The organism is Acinetobacter sp. ANC 4173, assembly GCF_004331255.1.
Lineage (GTDB): Bacteria > Pseudomonadota > Gammaproteobacteria > Pseudomonadales > Moraxellaceae > Acinetobacter.
Window position 1 is genome coordinate 34,244 of record NZ_SJOF01000001.1, and the last position, 20,472, is coordinate 54,715.

The 20,472-nt window shown below is 42.6% G+C and carries 20 protein-coding genes; 9 read left to right on the plus strand and 11 right to left on the minus strand.

All coding sequences use genetic code 11. From position 1 onward, the window contains the following. Positions 1-2 precede the first annotated feature (2 nt). On the plus strand, positions 3-662 hold the full coding sequence (locus E0H94_RS00150) for a riboflavin synthase (RefSeq protein ID WP_131324538.1): 660 nt from the start codon (positions 3-5) through the stop codon (positions 660-662). Positions 663-770: 108 nt separating this feature from the next. Then, positions 771-1,319, plus strand: coding sequence for a VTT domain-containing protein (locus E0H94_RS00155; RefSeq protein WP_131324539.1), 549 nt, complete (start codon positions 771-773; stop codon positions 1,317-1,319). Between the two features lie 46 nt (positions 1,320-1,365). Here the strand turns inward: E0H94_RS00155 and E0H94_RS00160 are convergent, their stop codons facing one another. The 4 genes from E0H94_RS00160 to E0H94_RS00175 form a co-directional block, all read right to left on the minus strand. Next, positions 1,366-1,584: a hypothetical protein gene (locus E0H94_RS00160; RefSeq protein ID WP_131324540.1), complete on the minus strand. Its 219-nt coding sequence runs from the start codon at positions 1,582-1,584 to the stop codon at positions 1,366-1,368. 130 nt (positions 1,585-1,714) lie between these two features. After that, complete coding sequence (locus E0H94_RS00165) at positions 1,715-2,350, minus strand: hypothetical protein (protein WP_227548521.1); 636 nt, start codon at positions 2,348-2,350, stop codon at positions 1,715-1,717. 22 nt (positions 2,351-2,372) lie between these two features. After that, positions 2,373-2,780 (minus strand): DNA polymerase III subunit chi, encoded by a 408-nt coding sequence (locus E0H94_RS00170; protein WP_131324541.1) that lies wholly within the window; start codon positions 2,778-2,780, stop codon positions 2,373-2,375. Then, a complete protein-coding gene (locus E0H94_RS00175) occupies positions 2,773-4,221 on the minus strand; it encodes a leucyl aminopeptidase (RefSeq protein ID WP_131324542.1) in 1,449 nt (482 codons plus the stop codon). Before E0H94_RS00175 ends, E0H94_RS00170 begins: the two co-directional genes overlap by 8 nt. 159 nt (positions 4,222-4,380) lie before the next feature. On the opposite strand from E0H94_RS00175, the gene lptF reads away from it, so the two are divergent. The 4 genes from lptF (at position 4,381) to E0H94_RS00195 (ending at position 9,412) form a co-directional block, all read left to right on the plus strand. Next, a complete protein-coding gene (gene lptF / locus E0H94_RS00180; RefSeq protein WP_131324543.1) occupies positions 4,381-5,481 on the plus strand; it encodes an LPS export ABC transporter permease LptF in 1,101 nt (366 codons plus the stop codon). A gap of 1 nt (position 5,482) precedes the next feature. Beyond that, positions 5,483-6,553 carry an LPS export ABC transporter permease LptG gene (lptG, locus tag E0H94_RS00185; RefSeq protein ID WP_131324544.1) on the plus strand — a complete coding sequence of 357 codons (1,071 nt, stop codon included), beginning with the start codon at positions 5,483-5,485 and terminating at the stop codon, positions 6,551-6,553. 121 nt (positions 6,554-6,674) lie between these two features. Continuing rightward, positions 6,675-8,222 carry a 2,3-bisphosphoglycerate-independent phosphoglycerate mutase gene (gene gpmI, locus E0H94_RS00190; RefSeq protein ID WP_131324545.1) on the plus strand — a complete coding sequence of 516 codons (1,548 nt, stop codon included), beginning with the start codon at positions 6,675-6,677 and terminating at the stop codon, positions 8,220-8,222. Between the two features lie 23 nt (positions 8,223-8,245). After that, entirely contained in the window at positions 8,246-9,412 is a 1,167-nt protein-coding gene (locus E0H94_RS00195) for a S41 family peptidase (RefSeq protein WP_131324546.1), read from the plus strand. Here E0H94_RS00195 and E0H94_RS00200 read toward each other — a convergent pair whose 3' ends face one another. The 3 genes from E0H94_RS00200 to E0H94_RS00210 are packed head-to-tail and all read right to left on the minus strand — an operon-like array spanning position 9,413 to position 13,078. Next, on the minus strand, positions 9,413-10,822 hold the full coding sequence (locus tag E0H94_RS00200) for a sigma-54-dependent transcriptional regulator (RefSeq protein ID WP_165495570.1): 1,410 nt from the start codon (positions 10,820-10,822) through the stop codon (positions 9,413-9,415). A 24-nt stretch (positions 10,823-10,846) separates the two neighbouring features. Continuing rightward, positions 10,847-12,406, minus strand: coding sequence for a sensor histidine kinase (locus E0H94_RS00205; protein WP_131324548.1), 1,560 nt, complete (start codon positions 12,404-12,406; stop codon positions 10,847-10,849). 36 nt (positions 12,407-12,442) lie between these two features. Then, positions 12,443-13,078: a response regulator gene (locus E0H94_RS00210; RefSeq protein ID WP_131324549.1), complete on the minus strand. Its 636-nt coding sequence runs from the start codon at positions 13,076-13,078 to the stop codon at positions 12,443-12,445. Positions 13,079-13,296: 218 nt separating this feature from the next. On the opposite strand from E0H94_RS00210, the gene pbpG reads away from it, so the two are divergent. The 3 genes from pbpG (at position 13,297) to E0H94_RS00225 (ending at position 15,926) form a co-directional block, all read left to right on the plus strand. Further along, positions 13,297-14,355 (plus strand): D-alanyl-D-alanine endopeptidase PBP7/8, encoded by a 1,059-nt coding sequence (gene pbpG, locus E0H94_RS00215; protein WP_131324550.1) that lies wholly within the window; start codon positions 13,297-13,299, stop codon positions 14,353-14,355. A gap of 152 nt (positions 14,356-14,507) precedes the next feature. Continuing rightward, a complete protein-coding gene (locus E0H94_RS00220; RefSeq protein WP_131324551.1) occupies positions 14,508-15,128 on the plus strand; it encodes a DUF6915 family protein in 621 nt (206 codons plus the stop codon). A gap of 27 nt (positions 15,129-15,155) precedes the next feature. Then, positions 15,156-15,926: a hypothetical protein gene (locus E0H94_RS00225; RefSeq protein ID WP_131324552.1), complete on the plus strand. Its 771-nt coding sequence runs from the start codon at positions 15,156-15,158 to the stop codon at positions 15,924-15,926. A gap of 62 nt (positions 15,927-15,988) precedes the next feature. On the opposite strand, the gene thrC is transcribed toward E0H94_RS00225, so the two are convergent. From thrC to xerD, 4 genes are all read right to left on the minus strand, one after another. Next, on the minus strand, positions 15,989-17,128 hold the full coding sequence (thrC, locus tag E0H94_RS00230; protein ID WP_131324553.1) for a threonine synthase: 1,140 nt from the start codon (positions 17,126-17,128) through the stop codon (positions 15,989-15,991). Positions 17,129-17,185: 57 nt separating this feature from the next. After that, positions 17,186-18,490, minus strand: a complete 1,305-nt coding sequence (locus E0H94_RS00235) for a homoserine dehydrogenase (RefSeq protein WP_131324554.1) — start codon at positions 18,488-18,490, stop codon at positions 17,186-17,188. 124 nt (positions 18,491-18,614) lie between these two features. Beyond that, entirely contained in the window at positions 18,615-19,430 is an 816-nt protein-coding gene (locus E0H94_RS00240; protein WP_131324555.1) for a DsbC family protein, read from the minus strand. 110 nt (positions 19,431-19,540) lie between these two features. Further along, on the minus strand, positions 19,541-20,458 hold the full coding sequence (xerD, locus tag E0H94_RS00245; protein WP_131324556.1) for a site-specific tyrosine recombinase XerD: 918 nt from the start codon (positions 20,456-20,458) through the stop codon (positions 19,541-19,543). Between the last annotated feature and the right edge of the window lie 14 nt (positions 20,459-20,472).

Here is a 20,472-nt window from a genome sequence, read left to right on the forward strand (position 1 = left end):
TTATGTTTACAGGAATTATTGAAAGCCTTGGTCGAGTAGAAAGCCTGCAAAGCGTGGGTGGTGATGTACGTTTACGTATTCAAACGAATTTGGACATGTCAGATGTACATTTAGGTGATTCGATTGCCACCAATGGGATCTGCTTAACGGTGATTGAATGGGGCGATACGTGGTACGCAGCCGATGTGTCACGTGAAAGTTTGAATCGAACGACCTTGGGTCACTGGAAAGTTGGTCAACCCGTCAATGTAGAAAAAGCCATGTTGCCGACCACACGGTTTGGTGGGCATATTGTCAGTGGTCATGTGGATGCCGTGGGTGAGATTACCTTAGTGCGTGAAGATGCTCGTTCACTCTATTTTGAAGTCACTGCGCCTGTAGAAATTGCCAAATATTTGGCAGAGAAAGGGTCGGTTACTGTGGATGGCATTAGTCTGACCATCAACCATTTACGCGGCAATATCATCAGCCTGAATTTAATTCCACATACGGCAGAACGTACCAATATTGGGACGTGGAAAACGGGTTCGAAAGTGAATTTGGAAGTCGATGTCTTGGCGCGTTATATCGAACGTTTATTGTTGGGCGATAAAGCCGCAGAGACCCAAGCACAGTCCAAAATCAGTATGGATTTCTTGGCGGCAAATGGCTTTTTAAAATAAAAAGTATATATCGGATGCGAAAACAGCCTAAACTACAGGGCTGTTTTCATTTCTATTCGAGTGAAATAAAGCACGTGATACTTAAATTGATTAGTGTAGATTTATGTAATGCTTGATTTTTTTCTAAATATAGAACAAATGTTGCCGCTTCTATTGTCGCAGTATGGAGTCTGGATTTACGCCATTTTGTTTCTGATTATTTTTGCAGAAACGGGCTTTGTTTTTATGTTTTTTCTGCCTGGCGATAGTTTATTGATTGCTGTAGGTGCTTTGTGCTCATCCTCTGCCATTATTCAGCTGCATAGCATGGGAACATTACTCATGATTGCTGCGATATTGGGCTATGCCGTGAATTATTACACTGGAAAAAAGCTAGGCTTTAAGTATTTGCATCGTCATTCACGTTGGATAAAGCCAGAATATCTGAGCAAGACCAACCATTATTTTGTTAAACATGGTGGTAAGACCATTATTCTGGCGCGGTTTATTCCCTTTGTACGTTCATTTGCCCCTTTTGCTGCGGGTGCAGGGGGGATGAAATTTTCTAGTTTTATGTGGTACAACACCATTGGAAGTTTAATCTGGATTGGCGTTTTACTGAGTATTGGTTATGGCGCGGGCAATATCTTTTTTGCAACCCTTGAGTTTATCGAGTGACCTGCTCAAACAAGCCACTCAACTTTACGGGGCGAATATTTAAAGGTTAATGCTTAATAATGGTCACGACAGGTTCATCATGCCAAGTTGCACTAAATCCTTGTGGGGAGAGGCTAAAAAGTCCTTTTTCCGACTCGCGCGAGAGAAACACTGAAAGTGATTGAAAATCGGCGCGGCTAATCAGTAGTTTTTGAGCAGAAACAATCCATTGTTCGCCTGAATCGAGAGCAGCAATGCGGTGAGAAACGTGGTTCAGTAGGTCCATTTTTTCTTCCTAATTTATTGATATGTCAATTTTTGGCGTCAACACTTTAAAGCGTTTATTTTAAAGTGATGACCATATTGTGACATTTATGTGTCATTTTCATGACACCCATCAAATTGAAGTAGAAAAATTAAACGGTTGGTTTTACATCAGAAAAATTAGAATTATGTAATATGTATTCAATTTCTTCTTGCGCTGCGGTACGTAATTTATTACGGAATTTACTCACGGCTTGTTCAATATGAGCTTCGGCTTCGAGTTCTAAGCGTAAGCGTACGGTTTCTAATTCAGACATAATGTGTTGATCTGAAACATGCACCATGCCTGGGGCAAAGTTTAGATTTTGGTGACTATCATTGACGTGATAGCGTTCGGTATAGCGTAGCGTTTCTTGTTCAATATGCTGGCGCAAGTTGTCTAAAGTATGGGTTTGTTCAGCATATTGGCGTTGTTCATCCGCAAACAGTTGTTGCGCATATTGTTCAGTGGCCGCACGCTTATTGGCCAAGGACAGTTCTAAAGCCAATTGACGACGAACTCGGGCTTCTTCAATCAGACGTGCTTTTAGATCGGCATAGGCTTGTTCAACAGTTTGCTGGGCTTGCTGTTGGGCTTTCTGATCTGCTGCGAGCCAGAGCTGTGTTTGTGTCTCGGGCTGTAATAAATCACAAATATGATTCAGATCATCCATAAATGTCTGACGTACAGCTTCAGGCGCTTCTAACCAGCGCTGTTTAAAATCTGGACCGACATTTAATGCCACCATATTTCTCCCTAAGGTTGAACAGTTAAAGCTTGAAAGTTTGAGGTTCAATGCCTAAGCGTCGGTATTGTTTAAATTTTTCACGACCGAGCTGTTTAGCAGAATCATTATTTTCAATAATTTCTATAATTTGGCTAAATTCATGAAATTGATCAAGTGCCTGATTGTTAAAATTAAACACAATCCAATCATTTTCTGTGGGTAAGCGTGCCGAGATGCAGACATTTGCATGTTCTTGGTCAATACCATGTCCAATAAAGCTGGCTGCATCGAAACTCCATAAGCGTTCATCCAATTGCTGCTGCAATGCAGCATCGGGGCAATACAGCCAAATCCGTTTGGGTTGACGCAGAATTTTACGACACAAACGGCAAGTACTTTCGACTTGCCGTTCTGGACTTTTTTCAAACAGATAAAAGCGAACTTTAGCCATTCGTGTTAACGCGGTTGGCTAAGAATTGCATTAACAACGGTACTGGACGACCTGTTGCACCTTTATTGCTGCCCGAAAGCCATGCTGTGCCTGCAATATCTAAATGCGCCCAACGATATTCACGGGTAAAGCGTTGCAGGAAACATGCAGCGGTCACTGCACCTGCTTTTGGACCACCAATGTTGCCAATGTCCGCAAAAGGTGAATCGAGCTGTTCTTGATAATCATCAATCACAGGCATACGCCATACACGGTCAAAGGCAGTTTGACCTGCGGCATTTAATTCAGCAGCGAGTTCATCGTCTGGGGTAAACATGCCTGTTAAGACAGAACCTAGTGCCACCACACATGCACCTGTTAAGGTCGCAATGTCAATCACCAATTCAGGGTTAAAACGTTTGATGTAGGTCAGGGTATCACAGAGCACCAAACGGCCTTCGGCATCGGTATTTAAGATTTCAACCGTTTGCCCACTCATACTGGTGACAATATCCCCTGGGCGGGTGGCATGACCAGATGGCATATTTTCTGCAGCAGCAATTGCACCGACCACATGAATGGGTAGTTTCGCTTCACATAAAGCACGTAAAGTACCGAGTACCGAAGCTGCTCCACACATGTCGAATTTCATTTCGTCCATGCCTAGACCGGGTTTGAGTGAAATACCACCGGTGTCGAAAGTGACGCCTTTACCGACCAAAACAATCGGTGCTTGATCTGGTTGAGCTTTGTATTCCAAAGTAATAATACGACCCGGACGGTCTGAACCACGGCTGACCGCTAAAAAGGCAAACATGCCCAGATCGGCCATTTCCTGTTCATTAATGACGGTAACTTTGAGTTGCTCTGGGTATTGCTGTGCCAAAGCCAAAGCTTGATCGGCTAAATATTCAGGGAAACATATATTGCCCGGACGGTTACCCAAGTCACGTGCATAATTTTGACCCGATTGAATGGCTTGAATCAGGCTTAATTGTGAATTATTTAAAGGGCTTTGCGCAGCAATCAGGCCAATTTCATTGAGTAAAAATTCGTTCTTTTTTGATTTAAATTCATCATAGCCATAAGCCGCTTGAGTCAGGCTTAAGGCAAATAAATAATGCAAGGCTTCAGGTAAAGCATTCAGATCAACTTGAATCTGCTGATGTTTTTTTTGTGAAGATTTGATAATGCTTTGTGCAATTTTTGCTAATTTTGCAGGTTGTAAATCTTCAACTTTGTCGAGTCCAATCAGAACGGCATGGGCAAAGCCGGGAATCTTTGCCAAGAGTGGTAAAGTTTCGTTTAATCCAGCTTTAAATTGCGTGGCTTGTGCAATCTGTTCTAAGTCATTGATTTGATATGTTGATGCGATCTGAGCAAGCTGAGCATTGTCGGCTAAAATGAATAAAGCCTGATCGGTAGCGGGAGCGGGTAGAGCGGTATTCAAGCTGAGTTTCATAGGGGGTCTTCACGCCTTTGAGGGTTTTAAGTCATTCAGCCATTGAAACATTTTTATGGTTCGAGTTTCAATGCAGAAGCAGGGGAATAGGTTTTATATTTTTAACATTCGGGTAAACTAACGGTAGTTTTTACTCTTTTTGAAATTGGAAGAATCAATTTGATTATTCGGCGTTATTTAGTCAAGCAAGTGGTGTCTAATTCATTGGTTGTGATTGGCTTATTGACCTTAATCATGATGGGTGGCCGATTAATCAAGTATTTCGGCATCGCTGCTCAAGGTCGTTTAGATGCAGGCATTTTATTCAGCATCATCGGTTATCGTTTACCTGAGTTTTTAACGCTGATTTTTCCTTTGGGTTTCTTTATTGGTCTCATGCTGGTATTTGGTCGTTTATATGTCGATCATGAAATGGCGGTCCTGAATGGAAGTGGCGTCAGTCGACATCAATTGGCACGAATGCTGATTCCATTGACCTTGGTGTTTATGCTGTTACAGAGTGTGTTAATGCTGTGGATGTCGCCTTGGGGCTTACGTCAGTTTGAACAGCTTACCACCAGTCAGGCAGTACGTACGGGGTTCGATTTGGTTCGCCCCAAAGAGTTTATTTCCTCGGGTCGATATACCATTTATGCCGGCGATTTATCAGAAGATCGGCGAAATCTAAAAGATATTTTCTTTTACCAACGTGCAGAAAAAGAAGGCAAGCCAGACGTCATGATTCTGGCAAAAGAAGCAACACGGGTTGAAGTGGCAAATGACAGCGCCAATGTAGTCGATTTGATACAAGGTCGTCGTTATGAAATTTATGCAGGTCAACCGAAATATACCCAAGCGGAATTTCAAAGTTATCGTTTGCGTTTAGAAAATGATAAAGAAGCTAAATTTGAAAGTGCTGAGGTTGAAGCCTTAACCACGAGTAAGTTATGGCAAAACCGCAATGATCCAATTGTGGCAAGTGAATTAGGTTGGAGGATGTTTGTTCCACTGGTCATGATTGTGGCATTAGCATTGGCTGTGGCTTTGTCTGAAGTGAGTCCACGTCAGGGGCGTTATTTAAAACTATTTCCTGCACTGTTAATTTTTGCCAGTTTAATTGTCGCGATGATGGCGATAAAAACCCGTGTCAGCAAACAGGAAATTGGAATTTGGGCCTATCCGTTGGTGCTCTTTGTCTATGCAATGGCCGCCGCGATTTTCTCTCGTAAGCAAAAATTAGCCCCAAAAATTAAGAAACAGATTCAGCGAGTGAGGTCTTAAAATGTTTGCACGTCGTATTGTCGCGAAACATGTGACTAAGACCACAGCCTATGCCATGTTGGGGGCGACAGCGGTCTTGTCGGTATTACAAATTCTATTTACCTATTTGGGTGAATTAAGTGAGCTGAATGATACCTATACCGCTTGGCAGGCCTTGATTTATGTCTTATGGGGTGCGCCACGCTATCTGTATGAGATTTTACCAATTTCTGCTTTAATTGGGGCAGTGTTGGGCTTAGGCACCATGGCATCTAACAGTGAATTGATTGTGATGCGTTCCATCGGGATTAGCCTGTGGCGTATTGTGGGCTGGGTAATCCGTTCGGCTTTAATTCTGGTCATTTTATCCTTTGTATTAAGCGAATGGGTGATTCCCTATACCAATGAACACGCCAAGAGCGTGAAAAGTCACCGGAGTGTTGCGGCTTTAGGTGAAGTCAAAGGTTATTGGACGCGCGAAGGGCAGCGCTTTATTTATATTGATTATGCTAACTCACAAGGTCAATTGCGGAATATTCAAGTGGTCGATTTTGACCAAGAATACCGTTTAAATAGTGTATTGGATGCCGAACAGGGACAGTTTGTTCAAGATGGTCGTTGGAATTTAAAAGGCACTGAACAGGTAGAAATTCAGGATGCCGGCAATGCGGTCAAACGCGATGCAGCACAACAGCCCTTGGCTTTGGCATTACAACCTAAATATGTCCATATGGTCACCATTGATCCTGAAGATTTGTCGCCGAGTCAACTGGTCAGCTTTATGCGTTATATGCATGAATACAGCCAAGTGCCGAAAACCTACCAATTGGCATTTTGGCAAAAAGTGGGTTCGCCATTTGCTTTAATTGCGTTGGTCTTGATTGCCTGTTCTTTTATTTTTGGACCATTACGCCAACAATCGATGGGCTTTCGTTTGGTGATTGCTTTATTTATTGGACTTGGTTTCTTCTATTTGCAAGATTTTCTGGGTTATGCCAGCTTGGTTTATAGTCCATCCCCCGCTTGGTTCGTCTTTGTCCCGATTGTCTTTATGTTTGTGGTGGGCGGTTATTTATTGCGCCGTGCCCGCTAAGAATTTGTACAGATTGGCGAAAACAATCTGTACAAGTGAGTTTAACCCTGTCGCATACATGGAGTCTTGCACGAAAATTCGGTAAGATATAGCGACCAATTTATAGACAAGAGTGTAAATCATGACGGATGCAACTGCTGGCAAAGTCCCCCACGTATTGGTAATTATGGATGGTATTGGACACCGTGAAGCGGTTAAAGATAATGCCTTCCTTGCAGCACAACGACCAAACTTGACTGCTATGCAACAAAAGCATCCGCATGGATTAATCTCTGGTTCTGGTGAAGATGTTGGCTTGCCAGATGGACAAATGGGCAACTCAGAAGTCGGTCATATGAATTTGGGTGCAGGCCGTGTGCTGTATCAAGATTTTACCCGAATTACCAAAGACATCCGTACAGGCGCTTTTTTTGAACAGCAAGTATTGATTGATGCGGTTGAAAAAGCCAAAGCAGCTCAAGGTGCAGTGCACATTATGGGTTTGCTCTCTGAAGGTGGTGTACATTCACACCAAGACCATATTGTCGCGATGGCAGAGCTTGCACTTAAACGTGGTGCGAAGGTGTATTTACACGCCTTCTTAGATGGCCGTGACACGCCACCTAAAAGCGCGCAACCTTCATTAGAAAAACTCGATGCTTTATTTGCGCAATATCCAAATCAAGGCCGTATAGCCACCATGATTGGTCGTTACTATGCCATGGATCGTGATAACCGTTGGGATCGCGTGGAACAAGCTTATCGTCTATTAACAGAAGGTGAGGCGGTGCGTACAGCTACAACGGCAGTTGAAGGCTTAGAGCTGGCATATGCAGCGAACGAATCTGATGAGTTTGTTAAAGCTACGCGTATTGGAGATATGGCTAAAGTTCAAGATGGGGACAGCATTGTCTTTATGAACTTCCGTGCTGACCGTGCACGTGAAATTACCAAAGCTTTTGTAGAGCAAGATTTTGCTGGCTTTGAACGTAAAGTTGTACCCAATCTGTCGATGTTCGTGATGTTAACGCGTTATCAAGCGACCATTGATGCACCTGTAGCCTATATGCCTGAAGCGTTGCATAATTCTTTGGGTGAATACCTTTCTAATTTAGGTAAAACACAGTTGCGTATTGCTGAAACTGAGAAATATGCGCATGTGACGTTCTTTTTTAGTGGTGGCCGTGAAGACGAATATCCAGGTGAAAAACGTATTTTAATCCCATCACCAAATGTTGCGACTTATGATTTAAAACCAGAAATGAGTGCTTATGAAGTGACTGATGAATTGGTCGCGGCAATTAATTCGGGTGAATATGACCTTTTGGTGGTGAACTATGCCAATGGTGACATGGTGGGGCATACTGGTGTATTCCAGGCAGCAGTGAAAGCCGTAGAAGCGGTGGATACCTGTTTGGGGCGTGTTTACGATGCTGTGATGGCAAACAAAGGCCATATGCTGATTACGGCCGATCATGGTAATGTGGAGCAAATGCAAGACTATGTGAGCGGGCAAGTGCATACTCAACATACAACAGAATTAGTCCCATTTATTTATGTGGGTCCAACCCAAGCCACTATTGTCGAAGGTGGTGTATTAGCGGATGTTGCACCAACCTTATTAAATTTGATGCAATTGCCTGTTCCAGCAGAAATGCAAGGGCGTAATCTTATTACCCTACAAGCCTAAGTCGGTTTTTCACAGGTGAATCAATGACACAACACTTGAAATTTGTTATTCCCTTAACAGCGTTATTCATGTGTTGTGGTCATGCGATAGGTGCGGTGAATGAGACTGACACCGTGCCAGATTTTGACGAAGTCGAACAAAACTATCCTGAAGTGCCTGTGGAATCGATTCAGCAGTTTGTACAGATCTATGGCATTGTCAAAGACAATTATGTCGATAATAAAAATGATGAACAACTTTTCCAACAAGCCATTCAGGGCTTGGTGAGTGGTTTAGACCGTTATTCTCGTTATTTATCGCCCGAAGATTATAAGCAGTTGGTGCAATATACTGATGGTGACTTGGCCTCGGTCGATTTTAATTTAAGTTATGACAATCAGCATCAATGGACGATTCAAGGACTCAAGCCGGAAGCCGATGCCTATAAACAAGGCTTACGCAATGGCGTTTCAGTTTTTAAAATTGAGGATCAAGAATTAAGAAAGCTGAACCGTGAACAGGTCAATGCTTTGTTGTATGGTTCAATTGGCTCGACTTTAAGTGTGCAATTGGGGCAGACCACCAAGCCCATCAGTTTGGTTCGGACCAAGAAAATTGAAACAGACATTGAGGCACAACTGCTACATAACCAAGTGCTGTTGCTTAAAGTTCGCGTGTTTCAACAAGATACAGCCAATGAAATTAAGCGTTTAATTGAAGAAAACAACCCATCCCGTCTTAAGGCGGTGTTGATTGATTTACGAAATAACCCCGGTGGTTTATTGTCCGCAGCAGTGGAAACAGCAGACCTGTTTTTAAATCAGGGCATTATTGTCACCACCAAAAGCCGCTCAGAAGGTAATCAGCAATTTCAAGCTTTACCTAGCTCGGAATTTCAGAATCTTAAAGTCGGTGTATTAATTAATGCGCGATCTGCATCTGCGGCAGAAGTTTTTACGGCTGCGATGAAAGAGCATCGTCGTGCTTGGGTGATTGGGGAAAAAAGTTATGGCAAAGGCGTGGTACAGAAACTGTTCCCTTTGTCGAATGGCACTGCGCTACAAATGACGGTATCCCATTATTACACCCCATCAGGGAAGATGATCGAAGGCATTGGCATTCAACCCGATCAGCAATATCCCTTGCAACATGATATGAAAGAAGAGACCTATCTAGAGCATGCTGCAGAGATCATTGCTAATCGCCGTTAATTATTCATCAGTATCCAGCCCAAACTTTTTCAGGCGATAACGCAAAGAGCGGAAGGACATCCCTAGTTTCTTGGCCGCTAAAGTACGATTCCAATGCGTAATATTCAAGGCATTCAGCAGAATCTCTTTTTCAATATTTTCTAAATACAACTCCAGACCTTCATCCGGTAATTTCCGAGGTTTTAGCGTTAATTCTGAAGGCGTTGTCAGCATTTGGTCGATTGATGAGACTGGTGCGTAGACGCTGCGGCGCAAGGGAGCACTTTGTAAATGCTGCACTTCAATATAATCCTCATCACTTAAAGTAATGGCACGCTCGATGATGTTACGCAGTTCACGGACATTACCCGGATAGTACTGTGCCAATAAGAAATCTTTCGCGCGTGTGGTTAATGCTTTGACTTCAATTTCCCATTCACGGCAGACTTTATGAATAAAATGTTGCGCGAGAATTAAAATGTCCTGACCACGTTCGCGGAGTGGTGGCAGAACCAAATCCATCACATGAATGCGGAAAAACAGGTCTTGTCGGAATTTACCTTGCTGAACTAGAGATTCGAGGTCTTGATGACTGGCGCTGATCACCCGGAAATCGACATCAATTTCGGTATCTGAGCCAATGGGACGAATGGTTTTTTCCTGCACTGCACGCAGCAATTTGACTTGCATATTCAGGGGCAGTTCGGCAATTTCATCTAAAAATAAACTACCGCCATGCGCAGATTGAATCAGACCTTGTTTATCTTGAGTTGCACCTGTAAAGCTGCCTTTTTTGTGTCCAAATAACTCACTTTCGAGCAGGTCGGAAGGAATCGCGCCACAGTTAATCGCAATAAAAGGGCCTTCGTTGCGATTACTAAGACGATGAACCAAGTTCGCAACAACTTCTTTGCCTGTGCCAGATTCACCTGTAATAAAGACTGGGGCTTGTGAGCGAGCAATCTTCTTTAAGGTGACACGGAGTTGTTGGATGGGGATGGATTGACCAATCAGCATGCGTTGTTCAAGTGCATCTTCACTAGAAGCCTGTTGCTGTACCGGATTATTCAGCGCCTTTTGTAACAGCTGTTCCAGATGGGTTTGTTTAATCGGTTTGCTGACAAAGTCAAAAGCCCCCGCCTTGAGCGCTGCAATCGCAATGTCCATATTGCCATAGGCCGTCAGCACTGCGACAGGTAACTGCGGATAGAGTTGAGAAATTTCTTCAACCAATTCCAAGCCACTACCGTCAGGGAGATTTAAATCCGTAAAACAAACATCATAGTGATGTTCAGACAACATTTTTTTGGCCTGTGCTATACGATAAGCCACATGCGTCTCGATTCCCATACGGCTCAGCATCATTTGCATCAGCGTACATAGGTCTTCTTCGTCATCTACAAATAAAACGAGTGGTTGTTGCGCCACTATAACACCCCAGTAAAAATTGAATTATTAAGTCAGCTGTCGGCATTGAATGCGAAAGCAAGCTCCCTGTTGTTGTTCTACATAGCTTAAGAGCGCTTGATTGGCCTCGCAAAAGCTATGTGATAGATATAATCCTAAACCCGTTCCTGTAATCGCTGTACTAAAGAATGGTTGAAACAGGTGGGCTTGATCGTGAATCGCCACGCCTTCCCCAAAATCACACACATCAATGTGAATGTTTTTATCCTGCGTATAGCAGTGGAGTTCTATTGTACTGCGTTCAGGTGAATTATGTCGGATTGCATTGCGAATTAAATTAATTAATACCTGTCTAAATTGTGCCTCATCAAAGTTCAAACTGAGCTGTGGGGCAATATGACATAAAATTTTAGTTTTCAGATCGGGCAGGTCTTCTTGAATAAAAAGGGGGATAAAACGATCTAATTGTATGCTAATCGGTTGAGTTCCTTGATTACGCACCATACTTAAAGTGTCTTGCACAATTTTATCAATTCGCTTGGTTTGCTTGCTAATCATTTGGCTCAGTGTTTGCTGCTGATCAACCGTACTGTGCGGCAGTAATTCATTGGCTTGAACAATGGCGGCCAAGGGGTTACGAATTTCATGCGCAATACTGGCTGAGAGTTGCCCCAGCGCAGCCAATTTTAATTGTTGTACCTGCTGATTTATCTTTTGTCCATCTTGAATCACCAAAAGTGTCAGGACCTGTTGTGGGACAATCAGTTTCTGCACTTCAATATGCAAATGGTAGCGACTGAGCTGAGATTCAAACTGAAATTTTTCCCCGTTTTGCACCTGATCAAAGTCCAGTAACTCAAACAAATCAGGTTGTAGTTTATACAGCGGATATTTATCAAAGGCATAAAATGGTGCAATGCCCAGTAAAGCACAGGCAGCAGGGTTACTTAAAACAATATGGCAGTTTTCATCTAAGACCAAATAGCCTGTTTCAATTTGCTCCAAGATATAACGATTAATATTTTGCAGACGTTTCAGTTCTTGTGATTGGGAAAAATTGACATGATCGAGCAGTTTGAAACGACGAACCGCAATTTGTCCACACGCATAAAAGACAAAAAATAAAACTGCCAAGATCACACTATTGCCCAGATTCTGGAATGAATGTTGGGTCAGAAAGCTGATAACGAATTGTTGATAGATAACTGCAATCACCGCAATTAGCGTAATAATTAAGGCTTTTTGTGCATTGAGGAGTAATGAAGCTGCAAAAATGGTGGTTAAGAACAGGATACTGATACTTAAACTTGGGCCATTGGTGGCGATGGTGAGTAGGCTTAAGGCAATAACATCGACAATAAAAATGAATGCAAACTGCTGAGGAATATGCTGTTTAAAATGCTTCAGATTAAAGAGTTGTACACAGTTAATGAAGAAATAGCCCCAGAGCACATAAAAATACAGTTGGGGAAATTCGTAGTTGGTTGAGAGTTCATCTTGGGTCAGAATAAAAATGAGGACCAGACAACTGGTGATCAATAAGCGGTAAGCGGCATACCACAGCCCAAAAAAGTATTGATTTAATTCGAAATATTGGGAATGTTGCATGCTGCAAACCGATTAGATAATGAAAGTTTTTGTTATTTAAGGTTTGATTAGACCATAACGAATGGCTAGATGGGTCAGTTTGACATCGCTATCAATGTTTAATTTTTCAAAAATACGGTAGCGATAAGTATTGACTGTTTTTACGCTGACAAAGAGTTTATCCGCAATTTCTTGTGCGCTGATACAATTCACCACCATCATGGCAACTTGCATTTCACGTTCAGACAGCGCATCAAATGGCGATTGTTGCGTGTCGGATAAATAAGAGCTTGCGAGTTGTTCTGCAATATCGGCACTAAAGTATTTGCCACCTTGCATGACTTTATTAATGGCACGAACCATTTCACTGACAGGAGCACCTTTGGTGATATAACCTTTGGCACCCGCTTTAAGGAGTAAAGAAGGGTAAGGTTCTTCGGCCAAACCACTCACAGCTAGCACTTTAGTTTCAGGTGCAGTTTGTAATAAGCGACGTGTTGTTTCTACGCCACCAATACCTGGCATATTCACATCCAGCAAAACCACATTAGGGTGATGTTGGCGAACCAGGTTAATCGCTTCTTCACCAGATTCCGCCTGACCAATGACTTGTACATCTACGTGATCTTCTAGCATACGGCAAATACCAGTACGGACTAATTCATGGTCATCCACCACTAAAACTGTAATCACCGATTTCTCCCTCTGGCTAAAAAAAATTACATCATTTTTGTTACATAAAGCAAAATAAGCTTGCAATGAAACGACAAAATTAGCAATCCTATTCTTATTCCGAAATTAAAAGTTTTGCACAATAGCGTGAACGAAAGATTCCCGTTGCTGTGTAAATGTAAGGCATATTTGAGGTAATACGCAAATGTATCTTACCTCCCTGAGTTGAGTAAACGATTGTGAAAAATTCTAAGAAGTCATTCATGCATGTGTTGAGTATGTCTATTCTACTCAGCCTGAGTTCAACCAGCTTTGCTGAACTCATCATTAATCCTTCCTCGGGGAGTGTTGGTCAGGCTTCAATGAACTGGTCTTCAGAGGAAGCGAGTCAATTATTAAATAGTGATGTTTCTTCACTGGTTGAGGAAGTGTCTCCGCAAGGATCAACCAAACTCACCACGACGGTTCGCAGCTCAAATGGGGTATCTTCCTCTTCTGCACCGAAAACGGTTCATATTATTGATACCTCTGCGGGTTATAGTAGTCAGCCTTCTGTAAGTGCTCGTGCCGCGCTGGTCATGGATGCACAAACAGGTGAGGTGCTCTATAGTAAAAATACCAATACAGCATTACCAATTGCTTCTATTACCAAATTAATGACAGCGGTAGTCATTGCCGATGCACGTTTAGACATGTCTGAAGAAATTACCTTACAGTCCATTGATTTTGCAGGGGCAGGTGGTAAAAATTCGAGTTCAACGCTACGTGCAGGGGACAGCATGAACCGTGCAGAAGCGTTGCTTTTTGCTTTAATGAAATCGGAAAATCCAGCGGCAGCAGCGTTAGCGCGAACGTATCCAGGAGGACGTAGTGCTTTCATTTCTGCAATGAATGCGAAGGCACGTGCATTGGGCATGAGTTCGACACATTATATTGAATCTACAGGCTTAGATCCGCACAACGTTGCGTCGGCACGTGACTTGGGTATTTTAGTCAGCACCGCATCGCAATACGGTTTAATTCGTCAGTTTTCAACCACAGCCAGTTATGATTTTAATCTCGGCTATCGGATGTTAAAGTCTAATAATACCAATGCCTTAGTTCGTAATGGTGGTTGGAATATTAATCTGTCTAAAACAGGTTATATCAATGAAGCAGGGCGTTGTGTAGTCATGCATACTACCCTGAATTCACGTCCAGCAGTCGTGGTTATTTTAGGCGCAAGTTCATCTCAAAGTAGAACTGAGGATGCGACCCGTTTAATGACGTGGGCAAGCCAGTTGCCAAAACGAATTTAATTTTTTTCCTTTAAAAAAACTCTTCTTGATGAAGAGTTTTTTTTATGTCTATAGGCTGCGACACAGCTTGTCTTAAAGCATCTTTTTCGACTATTTTTTGTATGCAGAATGCGTATGATAGCGACATAACAAGATAACAACGGGGTCTGACGATGAATGCGATGCAACATGCTCGAATTTCAGCGAAACGTTGGGGTGGCGAGCCAGAAGATTATTATGAATTACATGCATTTATTGATAGTACCAAAAGTTTATGTAGTGATGCTCGACATCGAATTTTACATACCCTATGGGGAATAAATTCAGTCGTTGTGCCAATATTTGGCCATAGTCTTCAGAACAGTGCGGGCAAATCGATTGACATAAAAGATCTATGTGAACGTGACCATTTGTTGGTAGATTATCAGCAGCGTTTTATTCCCACTTTAAGTGATTTTGTTCAGGCCATTGATGCAAGCCGATTACCTCAAAATTTAGAACGGCATTTAGAACAATTACACCAAGTCTACGCTCAAAACCCAGTTGCCTCCCAATTAATGCTTTCACCTTTGGCACAAACGGGGAAGTTGCATTCTTTACTTTTTACGCATAACAGTTGGTTTATTTACGAGATTTTACCGCGAATAGGCGTATTACCCCACTTACAGAATATTGTCTACAGTCCAGATGATATCTTCCACGCAATGCAGTTTGAATTGTGGATGGATAATGGCATGGCTATTCCGCAAAGTGCACAAGCATTACATCAAAGAAAACAACAACGCGCTGTATAAGCGGAGCTAAAAAATCAGGAGATGAATATGACCACCTATGTTATTCGTGCAAAATACTTCGGCTATAACGATGAAGTTTTTTATGTCGCAGGCAATCGCATTAGCAATGTTTTTCAAGATCAGGCTGAAGCTCAAGCGGCTTATCAAAAGCTTGAAGTTGAGGGTGCACGAGATTTTGCCTTGTACGAGGTAGAATCTTTATTTGATGCCGATGAAGCCATGTTGAAACAATTAGATGAATTTGTTTTTTCACGTTGTGGTGAGCATATTTATCAAGATGGCGAAGTTTCTCGGGATGTGCTACCGAGTAGTTTGAGTGATGCAGATACTTTTAGCTTTGTGCAAATGGCTGAAATGCAAAAATTTCAACTAGTTAGCTTTGAGTATGAAGTTAAATTTTATGGTTTGTGGTCGACCCAGAAGCAGCAATGGCTTGAAGAGCATGACGAGTTTTTTGCAGGGCTCATTTATGCTGAAAGCCCAGAATTACTCAAGGACAAAATTGAATCTATCTTTAAGGATTACGATTATTCGGATATTGAATTAGCAGGTTCATTGGAGTCTTTATCGGATCAGCCTATTTTATTAAAAGCGCTCATTCAGGCGGAATATGCTTTAAACTATGATGAAGATAAACAAATTTTAAACATTGGCCTGTGGCAAAATGAGGCTTTATACGCAGTGAATGCATTGCTCAAACAACCTTTATTTGAGGTTAAGCAAATTGAGTTAGCAGAAATTCAGCGTTTGGAAAAAGAACTCGCAAAAATGCATAGTTATGATGAAGATTATGAATAATCTTTGACATGAAATAAAAAAACCAGTTGCGAGCAACTGGTTTTTTTAGTGCAAGTAGAAACTTACATATTTGAAAGAATCGAATCTTTTACTTGTGACATGGTTGCATCAATAGATAACATTACAGCATCTGCACATTGTTTGATGGCTGTATCTGGATCTTTTAGACCATTGCCCGTTACGGTACACACAATCACAGAACCTTCAGCAATTTTACCCGCTTTAATATCACGAATTGCACCACCGATAGAGGCAGCAGAAGCTGGCTCTACAAAGACACCTTCATACATAGAAAGCAAACGTTGTGCTTCTAGAATTTCAGCATCAGCAAGTTCATCAAACCAACCTTTAGAATCACGTACCACAGCTTTGGCATGGTTCCAGCTTTGTGGGTTACCAATACGAATGGCTGTTGCAACTGTTTCAGGATGTTCCACGGGTGCACCACGTAAGAAAGGTGCAGCGCCATCAGCTTGATAGCCGACCATGATAGGTAAGCCTTCTGGTTTAGGACCTGTGAATTGATCTGTCGCAGCATCGTAAATGACTTGTTCAAACTGATCCACAGGCTGGTTTGCTACGGCTTCGGTATAACCCATCCAGTGTGCCGTGATATTCCCTGCGTTACCTACAGGTAAGCAGTGATAGTCTGGTGCACGACCCAAAGCTTCAACGATTTCGTAAGCAATGGTTTTTTGACCTTGTAAACGGTATGGGTTAATCGAGTTAACAATGGTCACAGGTGCTTGATCGGCAACTTCTTTTACAAGACGCATACCATCGTCAAAGTTGCCACGGATTTGCATGGTAATTGCACCGTACATCATGGCTTGCGCCATTTTTCCCATGGCAATTTTGCCTTCAGGAATTAACACAAAGGCTTTGATGCCAGCACGCGCTGCATAAGCGGCCGCCGCCGCAGAAGTATTGCCTGTAGATGCACAGATAATTGCTTTTGAACCGTCTTCAACCGCTTTGGTCACAGCCATAGTCATGCCGCGGTCTTTGAATGAGCCTGTCGGGTTCAAGCCTTCATACTTCACATAAATTTCAACATCTTTACCAATAATACGTGGAATGTTCTCCAATTTAATGAGCGGAGTATTACCTTCGCCCAAAGAGATTCCACGAGTAGTAGCAGACACTGGTAAACGGTCACGATAACGGTCAACTAAACCAGTATAACGATTGGCATTCGACATGATGATGTTCCAATTATGGGTAGAGCTTGGTAAGGGGGAATTGCCCCCTCGACCCGATTAATTATCAAGCGATTCTAAACGAATTCGCACAATTTCGCCATGAATAACTGGCAAGGCTTGGATTTGCTGCAAGGCTTCATCCATCTTCGATTCAACCACTGGATCGGTCAAAATCACGATTGGAATCAGGTCTTTTAAGCGTGATTGCTGCATGATGGCATCAATACTGATACCTGCACGGCTTAAAATCGTGGTGACGTCAGCGAGTACACCAGTTTGATCTTCGGCATTCAAACGAATGTAGTATCCAGTCGTCATTTCTTCACGACTTAAAATTGGCATGTCGGTTAATGCTTCAAATGCCAATTGAGGAATTGTCCCTGCACCATCTTCGGTATAGGAAATATCACGTACGATATCGATCACATCGGCAACGACCGCAGATGCTGTAGGACCAGCGCCAGCACCTGCACCGTAATACAAGGTTGGGCCGACAGCATGTGCTTGTACCAAGACGGCATTTTTTACCCCATTGACATTGGCAAGCAGTTCTTCAGATGGAATAAGCGTTGGATGAACACGTAGTTCAATGCCTTTTTCTGTACGACGTGCAATACCCAAATGCTTGATTCGGAAACCAAGTTCTTCAGCATACTTCACATCTTGTGCGGTGATTTTGCTGATGCCTTCGGTATAGACCTTGTCAAACTGCAATGGAATACCAAATGCACAAGAGGCTAAAATTGTCAGTTTATGTGCAGCATCAATCCCTTCAACGTCAAAGGTTGGGTCAGCTTCGGCATAGCCTAATTCTTGTGCTTCTTGTAGCACGTCTTCGAAGGCACGACCTTTATCGCGCATTTCAGTTAAGATGAAATTGCCTGTGCCGTTAATGATACCTGCTAACCAATCAATTTTATTGGCAGCTAGGCCTTCGCGCATCACTTTAATGATGGGAATACCGCCTGCCACAGCGGCTTCATAGGCAATTTGTACGGCATTGTCTTCTGCCGCTTTAAACAATTCATTGCCATGTTCAGCCAGTAAAGCCTTGTTGGCAGTGACGACTTGTTTGCCATGCTTGATGGCTTCCATAATCACATCATAGGCAGGGTGAATACCACCCATTACCTCTACCACAACATCGACATCGGGTTGACGTACGATGTCCATCAGGTCTGCACTTTGTTTTACAGAGGCTGGAAGATCAAGGTCTGGACGCGGACGACGAGTACCTACGTGGGTAATTTCAATTCCTCGACCGGTGCGACGTTTAATCTCCGCAGCGTTTTCTTCTAGTAGTTTAAGGGCACCACCACCCACAGTACCAAGACCGAGGATTGCCAGACGAACTGGTTTCACGTCACACTCCATTTATTTCTTCAATTTTACGCGAGTCTAGATCATAGCTAAAAAAACGCTCAGACTCTAGGGTGGAGCGAAGATAATCTCCACCTATAACTAATAGTAAAATAACAAATAAAAATTAGTTATTTAAATGCTGCTCTAATTCTTCAGGGCTAAGGTATCCGCCTAAATAAACACCTTCGGTATTGTAGATCGCAGGTGTACCATTCACGCCCATATTCAAGCCCAGCTGATATTGATCGCGGACAGGGTTTTTACAGGTGGCAGGTGGCAATTGTGCACCTGCAATGGCTTGGTTAAAAGCAGCTTGACGATCTGCACTACACCATACGCTTTCCATGGCAGCCATAAATTGTTCGCCACGTGGCCAAGCAATGTAACGCACTTCGATACCCTTAGCCGTAATTTCAGGAATATGCTCATGTAATTTGTGGCAATACGGACAGCTTGCATCGGTAAATACATAAACCACATGCTTGGTTTTACCTTGCGCTGGATACACCAGCAGGTCTTCTGTTTTTAAGCTGGCTAAATGCTTTTTATTGGCTGTGGCTTGCAAATTGTCACTGACATTATGTAGTTTTTTATCGCCTAAGCGAATGACATCGCCTTGAATTAAGAATTTACCATCACTGGTGGCATAAACTGAACTCATGCCTTCTAGGTTCACCCAATACAGATTCGGGACTTCAGTTGTTTTTACATCCACAATTTTGGCATTAATACCCGCGGTTTTAAAATGTTGCTCTAAAGTTTTAATCAGGCGCTGTTGTGCATTGCGTTCAGAGAGATTAGATGCTTCTCCAGTGGCAGGGGCACTCGCCGTGAGGGTATTTTGCTTTTTGTCATCATTATTTGAATTGGAACATGCCGTGAGAGCCAAACTGCCTGCCAAGGTACATGCAATAAATAATTTTGTGCGGGTAAATGACATATAAAACCCTTTCTTTTAGGTATAAAAACAGGAAGCTAGCATAGCAAAAAAAACTTTGTAGCGTGCTATTTCTTGGTGTGGACTCTGTGAAGCGGATTGAGCTTTATGGTTTAGGCTCTTGGATGAAAATCGGCATGTAGTTGTTGCATACGGACTTGTGCCACATGGGTATAAATTTGTGTGGTGGATAAATCACTATGGCCCAATAACACTTGTACCACACGTAAGTCTGCGCCATGGTTGAGTAAATGGGTGGCAAAAGCGTGACGCATAGTATGCGGTGAAAGTTCGGCTTGAATGCCTGCTTGTAGGGCGTAGCGCTTAATCGCATACCAGAAATTTTGTCGGCTCATAATACCGCCTTGTTGGGTCAGAAAAACATAGTCAGTTGCCGATTTATAGAGGCTGGGTCTGGCTTGTGCCAAATAGTTTTCAATCCATTGACAAGCCACTTGCCCTAAGGGCACTAAACGTTCTTTATTGCCTTTGCCAACAATACGTAAATAACCTTGTTTCAAATTGATCAGTTCTAAGCGTAAATTTAACAATTCTGATACACGTAAACCACAGGCATATAAGACTTCAAACATGGCACGATCACGTAAACCCAACGCGGTATGGGTATCTGGTGCCAGAATCAGTGCCTCAACATCTTGTTCTGAAAGGTCTTTGGGCAAGGCACGTCCAATTTTCGGGGTGCGATGACTGGCCACAGGATTATCGCTGCGAAGCTTTTGTTCTCTTAAAAATTTATAAAATGAACGTAAGGCAGAAAGACTACGTGCAATAGATCGCGGACTTTTGCCTTGCTGAGTTAAGTTGAGAAGTACATCTGCAATATCATCACTTTGCCAATCGATCAGGGCTTTGTTGTGGCATTCGCTGCATTGAATCAGGTCAGAAAGATAGGCATTCCGCGTGTGCGGGCTGACGGTTTGTGCAATTAAATAGTCACGGAAACCTTGAAGAAAGCTGAGTTTTTCTGGAATTTGGACAGGTGTAGGTATTCTAGGTTTTTTATTTAACATGACTGCTTCGAATT